9 protein-coding genes are annotated in these 6,368 nt (G+C 73.5%); 3 read left to right on the top strand and 6 right to left on the bottom strand.

The genetic code is table 11. The features are described 5' to 3' along the window. Window positions 1–456, bottom strand: a 456-nt coding sequence (locus ACI6PP_RS22725; protein ID WP_421114011.1) for a helix-turn-helix domain-containing protein, incomplete at its 3' end; no start/stop codon positions are given. Between the two features lie 8 nt (window positions 457–464). On the opposite strand from ACI6PP_RS22725, the gene ACI6PP_RS22720 reads away from it, so the two are divergent. Continuing rightward, on the top strand, window positions 465–623 hold the full coding sequence (locus ACI6PP_RS22720) for a hypothetical protein (protein WP_421114010.1): 159 nt from the start codon (window positions 465–467) through the stop codon (window positions 621–623). A gap of 241 nt (window positions 624–864) precedes the next feature. Here ACI6PP_RS22720 and ACI6PP_RS22715 read toward each other — a convergent pair whose 3' ends face one another. Further along, window positions 865–1,401 (bottom strand): TIGR03086 family metal-binding protein, encoded by a 537-nt coding sequence (locus ACI6PP_RS22715; RefSeq protein ID WP_421114009.1) that lies wholly within the window; start codon window positions 1,399–1,401, stop codon window positions 865–867. A gap of 85 nt (window positions 1,402–1,486) precedes the next feature. Then, complete coding sequence (locus ACI6PP_RS22710; protein WP_421114008.1) at window positions 1,487–2,437, bottom strand: EamA family transporter; 951 nt, start codon at window positions 2,435–2,437, stop codon at window positions 1,487–1,489. Between the two features lie 39 nt (window positions 2,438–2,476). Between ACI6PP_RS22710 and ACI6PP_RS22705 the strand changes: the two genes are divergently transcribed. After that, window positions 2,477–3,019 (top strand): CGNR zinc finger domain-containing protein, encoded by a 543-nt coding sequence (locus ACI6PP_RS22705; RefSeq protein ID WP_421114007.1) that lies wholly within the window; start codon window positions 2,477–2,479, stop codon window positions 3,017–3,019. Window positions 3,020–3,036: 17 nt separating this feature from the next. On the opposite strand, the gene phoU is transcribed toward ACI6PP_RS22705, so the two are convergent. Both phoU and ACI6PP_RS22695 read right to left on the bottom strand, forming a co-directional pair. After that, entirely contained in the window at window positions 3,037–3,732 is a 696-nt protein-coding gene (phoU, locus tag ACI6PP_RS22700) for a phosphate signaling complex protein PhoU (protein WP_421114006.1), read from the bottom strand. Between the two features lie 9 nt (window positions 3,733–3,741). Then, window positions 3,742–4,830 carry a HoxN/HupN/NixA family nickel/cobalt transporter gene (locus ACI6PP_RS22695; protein ID WP_421114005.1) on the bottom strand — a complete coding sequence of 363 codons (1,089 nt, stop codon included), beginning with the start codon at window positions 4,828–4,830 and terminating at the stop codon, window positions 3,742–3,744. Between the two features lie 123 nt (window positions 4,831–4,953). On the opposite strand from ACI6PP_RS22695, the gene ACI6PP_RS22690 reads away from it, so the two are divergent. Further along, on the top strand, window positions 4,954–5,853 hold the full coding sequence (locus tag ACI6PP_RS22690; protein WP_421114004.1) for a bestrophin family protein: 900 nt from the start codon (window positions 4,954–4,956) through the stop codon (window positions 5,851–5,853). 6 nt (window positions 5,854–5,859) lie between these two features. On the opposite strand, the gene ACI6PP_RS22685 is transcribed toward ACI6PP_RS22690, so the two are convergent. Next, on the bottom strand, window positions 5,860–6,368 hold a 509-nt coding region (locus tag ACI6PP_RS22685), incomplete at its 5' end, for a transcriptional regulator (RefSeq protein WP_421114003.1).

The following is a 6,368-nucleotide window of genomic DNA, read 5'->3' as shown; positions in this document are numbered from 1 at the left end:
GGCGGCGACGGTGTCGCCTCGGGTGGGGTCGGCCCGCTGCAGCTCCTCGTGGGCGCGTTCGAGCCGCACCCGCCCCAGGTACCCCGTCGGCGTCGTGTCCAGGTGCCGACGGAACCCGTGCTGCAGGGCGCCGACGCTCGTGCCCGCGGCGGCCGCGATCTCTGCCGACGGCAGGGGCCGGTGGGCGTGGGCGTCGATGTGGGCCATCGCCTGTCGGACCGTGGCGGGCGTGCTCCTCCCGGGTCCCGGCACGTGCGGTCGGGTCATCGTCGTGCTGGGGAAGACGCGCAGGGCGGCGGCGGACACCGTCCGGGCGAGGTCGTCGGCGACCAGCGGCGAGCTCAGGGGTGAGTCGGTGTCCGCCAGCGCCCCTGACGTCAGCGTGACCGGCGAGCGCCAGAAGCGGAGCATCGCGGGCGAGACCGGCGTGATGTCGAGGAAGCGAGAAGTGCGCACCGTGACGCATGGGCGCGAAGCGGGACCGGTGGTCGGCGTACGTCCGGCTGATGGAATCGGTGACCATGGCCTCGTCGTCGGACGAGAAGGACGACCGCAGCACCGGGGTCAGCCGGCCGTCGTGCGACGTCATCGCCCACCCCGTGCTCGTCCGACGGAGACCGTGACCGGCAGGGCACGCAGTCGAGCGCCACACGCCAGAGATGCGCGAGCAGGCGGTGTCCCGCAAGACCCGACCGCTGACTCGTCCGGTGAGGGGACCTGGAGCGGGGCACGCGCTGACTTCCCCGTGAGGGCTCAAACGACGGGGTCGTCGGCAGCGCCACTCGCCCGTCGCGCACCCCGAGGTCTTCTGGACGCCCACCGACCCCTGCGTCCGCGGGCCGGCGCCGACGACGACGCGTGAGGTCAGTGCGACACCCACGAGGCGTCGCGGCCGGCGCGCGCGACGATGCGCTCGAGGCGGCCGGCTCCCTGGGGTGCGCCGACCGCCGGACCGAACGGGTCCTCGCCGAACAGCTCGAAGAAGCGGTCGACCTCGTCCAGGTCGGCGTCGTCGGACCTGACGTCCTGCCCGGTCGCGCGGGCGAGGTCCCAGGCGTGCACCGTCAGCTCCTCGATCGCCACGACGGCGTTGTCGGCGGCGTCCATCTCGACGCCGCCCGCCGCGACCCGGCCCTGCCAGGCCGCCTCGTCCCGCCAGGCGCGGGCGAGGTCGTCGAGCTGGGACGGGATCGCCTCGCGCCAGTCGGCGACGAGCGTCTGCGGGGGCCGGACCTCCTCCCTGCGGGCGTTCTGGGTGAACACGGTGGTGAACTGGTGCACGTGGGCGAGCAGGTCGGCCACCGTCCAGTCCGGGCAGGGCGTCGTCGCGTCGAGCTGGTCGTCGCGGACGCCCGCCACCAGCCGGGTCATCTCGTGTGCGGCGGGTCCCAGGTCGAACATGCGCGTCTCCTTCGTCGTCGGCTCACCAGGGACCGACCGTGCTCGGCGCCGGGAGTCATCGGGGTCGACCCGACGGACCGGGCCCTCACGACCGCACGGGGGCCCTCTCGCCCAGCTTGACCGCGACGACGCCCGCGAGAACGAGCAGGCCACCGACCAGCTGCACCGCGCGCGGGGCCTGGTCGAGCAGCAGCCAGGCGAGGCCGACCGCGGCGACCACCTCGAGCAGTCCGACGAACGACATCAGTCGTGAGCCGAGCCAGCGCCCCGCCACGATGCCCGTCGTGTACGCGACGGCCGTCGTGACGACGCCGAGCGCCACGAGCGCGAGCCAGGACGGGACCTCCACGTCCGCGTAGGACACCGGTGCGGTCGAGGCGTCGAGGCTCATCAGCCCGACCACGCCGAGCAGGGCGAGCACCAGCGCCCCGACGAGGAGACCGCCGGCGGCGAGCACCATGGGCGGCAGCCCGTTCGAGGTGTCGGCCGAGATGATGAAGTAGGACGCGACCCCGACCATCGCGCCCAGTGCCCACAGCACGCCGGGCACGCTCACCTCGGCGCCCGAGGCCACGTCGAGCACGAGCACGAGACCCGTCGCGGCGAGCGCCGCACCGGCGACCGTCAGCGCGCTGGGCGCCTGCCCGTGACGCACCCACCACCACACGACGACGGCGGCCGGCGCCGTGTACTCGATCAGCAGGGCCGGCCCCACCTCCATGTACGACAGCGCGGCGAAGTAGCAGAACTGCGTGCCGGCCACGGCGAGCACGCCGTAGGCGACCAGCACGCGGACGTTGCGGCGCAGCAGGTCCCACCGGCCGCGCAGCGCGGCGACGCCGAGCGGGAGCACGCACACCGCCGCGACACCGATGCGGACGAGCACCAGCGCCCCGGCGCTCCACCCCGCGTCCAGCAGTGGGCTCGCCAGCACCCCCGAGAGGCCGAAGGCCACCGACGACACGACCGCCACCAGCAGCCCCGCGCGCAGCGACGCCGCCGTCGAGACGTCCTTGTCATTCGTCACAGTGCTCATGACGAATGACGGTACGGAGTGGCCAGGTAAGGTGTCAACATGGTCTTGGCGAATGACGCACGGACGAGCCTGCAGGCCGCGGCGACCCTCGCGAACACGATGCTCGAGCCCGACACCCTGACCACCGTCGAGGACGTCGACGACTTCTACCGCCGGTTCGGCTACAGCGGTCGCCTCGACCTCGACCGCGACGAGCTGGACGCCGTCAGGGACCTGCGCGCGCGACTGCGCGACCTCCTGCTCGCCGACCACGAGACGGCGGTCCGGACGGTCAACGCCCTGCTCGCCGAGTCGGCCGCGCTGCCGCAGCTGGTGTGCCACGACGACAGCGGCTGGCACGTGCACGCCGTCGGCCCCGACGCGCCGCTCGCCACCCGGATCGCGGTCGAGACCGCGATGGCGATGATCGACGTCATCCGCGCCGACGAGCTCAGCCGACTGGCCGTGTGCGCCGACGACGACTGCGACGGTGTGGTCGTCGACCTGTCGCGCAACCGCTCACGCCGCTACTGCTCCACCACGTGCACCAACCGCAACGCCGTCGCCGCGTTCCGCGCACGCCAGGGCGCGACCGACGCCTGACGACGACAGCCGACGGGTCAGACGTCGGCGACGGTCCCGCCGAGCAGGACGTCGCCCGTGTCGTCGGCGCGGCCGGGGAGCTCGCCGGTCGCCAGGAACACCACCAGGCGCGCCACCGACACCGCGTGGTCGCCGATCCGCTCGTAGTAGCGGCCCAGCAGCGCCAGGTCGATCGCCGGCTCCACCCCGTGCGTCCAGTCCTTGCCGAGCACCGAGCGCAGCAGCGACCGACGCAGGTCGTCGAGCTCCTCGTCCTCGGCGACCATCGCCAGCGCGGCGTCGGTGTCGCGCGACGAGACGACCGCGGCGGCGTTGCCGATCAGCGCGTCGGCGACCTCGGCCATCCGGGCCACGGTGGGGCGCAGGCCCTCGGGCACGGCGAGCTCGGGCGTGCGCAACCTGGCGATCTTGGCGATGTGGGCCGACAGCGCTCCCACCCGCTCGAGGTGCGCCACCATGCGCAGCGCGGCGACCAGCTGACGCAGGTCGGTGGCGACCGGCGCCTGGGTGGCCATCAGCTCCAGCGACCGGGTCTCGATCAGGTCGCGCGAGGCGGCGACGTCGGGCTGACCGGCGATCACCGACTCGGCGACCTCGACGTCACCCTCGAGCAGGGCACGGGTGCCCTGGGCGACCGCCGTCTGGACGGCCGACGTCATCGCGACGAGGTCGTCGATGACCTCGGTGAGCTGGTCGTAGTAGAGATCTCGCACCCGCCGAACCTACCCGCGCTCCCCCGTCCCCCGCACGGCGTGCGGTGAACCCTCGGTGAAGGATGCGGAGCGCGTGGCGAGCGCGACCAGCCAGACCACCGTGAACCCGACCGCCACGACGACCCCCACCAGCTCCAGGTCCAGCCCGGCCGCCCAGGCGATCGGGCCCGAGCGCGGGGCGGCGACCGACTCGACCAGCCCGGCCAGGACGACCAGCCCGATGCCCGCGGCCAAGGCGACGGAGATGCCGGTGACGGCCAGGTTGTAGACGAGCCGGCGGTGAGGGTCCTGGTAGGCCCAGCCGTAGGCGTGGCGCATGACCACGCCGTCGAGGGTGTCGAACAGCGACATGCCCGCGGCGAAGAGCAGCGGGAGCGCCATGATCGCGTACCAGGGCAGGGCCAGGGCCACGCCGCCCGCCAGCACCAGGAGCGAGACCTCGGTGGCCGTGTCGAACCCGAGACCGAACAGCAGGCCGACCGGGTAGAGGTGACGCGGCTGCCGCACCAGCGCGGTCACCGGACGCAGCGCCGCGCTCATCGGCCCACGGCGGTGCAGCTGCCGCTCCACCGCCGCCTGGTCGATCCCGTGGTCCGCCGAGCGACGCGCGAGGCCGGCCAGCCTCACGAGCGCGACCGCGTTCGCGAGCCCGACCAGGAGCAGGAACGAGCAGGCCACACCGGCCCCGACGACGCCGAGGGTCCGCTGCAGGCCCGAGCCGCCGTCCTGCACCTGGGGCGCCAGCCACCGCACGCCGAGGGCCAGCAGCGCGCACAGCACGAACACCACCGTGGAGTGGCCCAGCGAGAACCAGAACCCCACCGACAGGGGCCTCCCGCCGTCACCGACGAGCCTGCGCGTCGTGTTGTCGATCGCGGCCACGTGGTCGGCGTCGAACGCGTGCCGGACGCCCAGCAGGTACGCGGTGACGCCGATGCCGACCCCGAACACCTCCCCACCGCCGAGGTCGACGTGCCGGGACGCGGCCACGAGCAGCAGACCGCCGCCGAGCAGGTGCAGGCCGCCCACCACGAGCGCCATGGCGAGGCCGACCCGGCGTCCCGGCAGCGACGTCGCCCGCGTCCAGGTCGAAGCCACGTCGTCGCCTCCCTCGGGTGTGGTCGTCACCTCGTCAGACCGGCCTGGGCCGCCGAAGTCATCGGGCTCACCATGACGGCGGCTCGCCGGGTGCGATGCACACCGCTCCGGAACACTGGTCGCATGATCGTCTCGGGTGTGCCCAAGCCCCTGCTCGCGTGGCGCAACATCGCCGGACCGGTCGCCCTGCTGCTGGCCTGGGACGTGGCCGTGACCTGGGCCTACATGCACGGGTGGCTGGGGTTCCGCGACATCACCATCCAGTACACGCTCTACGGCACGGCAGTCGCCCTGTTCCTGGGGTTCATGGTCAACGCCTCGTACGCGCGGTGGTGGGAGGCACGGACGCTGTGGGGCTCGATCACCAACCACTCGCGCAACCTCGGCCGCGAGGCGGTGACGCTCCTCGACCCCGGCGCTGCCGACGCGCGTCCCGGTCTGGTCGACGAGATCGTGCGCACCCAGGTCGCCTACGTCCACGTCCTGCGCACCTCGCTCCGCGGCCAGGACCCGCCGCGCGAGCTGGAGCTGTACACCACCAGCGCGGCCGGCGACCGCATCCGCGCGGCCACCAACCGCCCCAACGCGGCCCTGAACGAGATCGGCGCCCTCGTCGCCGAGGCCCGTCGGCGCGGCATGGTCGAGCAGCTGCCCCGGGTGCAGCTGGAGGGGACGCTCGCCGTGCTCGCGGACTCACAGGGAGGGCTCGAGCGGATCAAGAACACGCCGCTGCCGGTGCAGTACCGCTTCCTGCCGTCGTTCTTCGCCAGGATCTTCTGCGTCGTGCTGCCGTTCGCGATCGTCCAGGACCTGCTGTGGCTGACGCCGATCGGGTCGGGCCTGGTGGGGATCATGTACCTGCTCGCGGTGCAGGTGGGACGCGACCTGGCCGACCCGTTCCGCGACAGCGTCCACGACGTCCCGATGACGGCGATCGCCCGCACGATCGAGATCGACCTGCTCGAGACCATCGGCGACCGGGCACCCGAGAAGGTCCTGCCGAAGGACGAGGTGCTCTGGTAGCGGGCCTCAGGCCGGCTCGACACCCCAGGACTCGCGCAGGCCGTCCTCGCCGAGCGGCGTGACGTCGAGACCACGCCCGCCGCGACGTCGACGCACCCACCCGCGCTCGACCAGGCCACGCGCGAGCGCCGCGCCGAGCGCCCCGGCCAGGTGCGGTCGCCGCTCGGTCCAGTCCGGGCAGGCCCGGGTGAGTGGACGACGACCCCTCGCCAGCGCGGGGACGTCGAGGCCCCAGTCGACGATCGCGACGGCACCACGGTCGGTCAGGTCGAGGTCGGGCCCGACCAGCCAGCCCGACGCGACCCAGGCCTCGGCGACACCCACGCCCAGCCGCCCGGCGAGGTGGTCGTAGCAGAGCCGCGCGCGGGCGAGGTCGCGTTGCTCGCGCGAGCGACGGAGGGAGGCCACCTCGGTCGTGGGACACAGGCGCCCGAGCTGCTCCAGGGCCTCGGCGACCGAGGCGTCGGCGAGCCTGAAGAAGCGCTGTCGTCCGCGTGCGTCGACGACCACCAGGC

It is taken from the genome of Solicola agrisoli (assembly GCF_049059935.1).
Classification (GTDB): Bacteria; Actinomycetota; Actinomycetes; order Propionibacteriales; family Nocardioidaceae; genus JAURVT01.
This window is presented reverse-complemented; position numbering and strand designations above follow the sequence as displayed.

Excerpts from the sequence above, each read along its gene's own strand:
- ACI6PP_RS22720 (WP_421114010.1), top strand. The coding sequence starts at position 465 with ATGGGCGCGAAGCGGGACCGGTGGTCGGCGTACGTCCGGCTGATGGAA.
- ACI6PP_RS22715 (WP_421114009.1), bottom strand. The coding sequence starts at position 1,401 with ATGTTCGACCTGGGACCCGCCGCACACGAGATGACCCGGCTGGTGGCG.
- ACI6PP_RS22710 (WP_421114008.1), bottom strand. The coding sequence starts at position 2,437 with ATGAGCACTGTGACGAATGACAAGGACGTCTCGACGGCGGCGTCGCTG.
- ACI6PP_RS22705 (WP_421114007.1), top strand. The coding sequence starts at position 2,477 with ATGGTCTTGGCGAATGACGCACGGACGAGCCTGCAGGCCGCGGCGACC.
- ACI6PP_RS22690 (WP_421114004.1), top strand. The coding sequence starts at position 4,954 with ATGATCGTCTCGGGTGTGCCCAAGCCCCTGCTCGCGTGGCGCAACATC.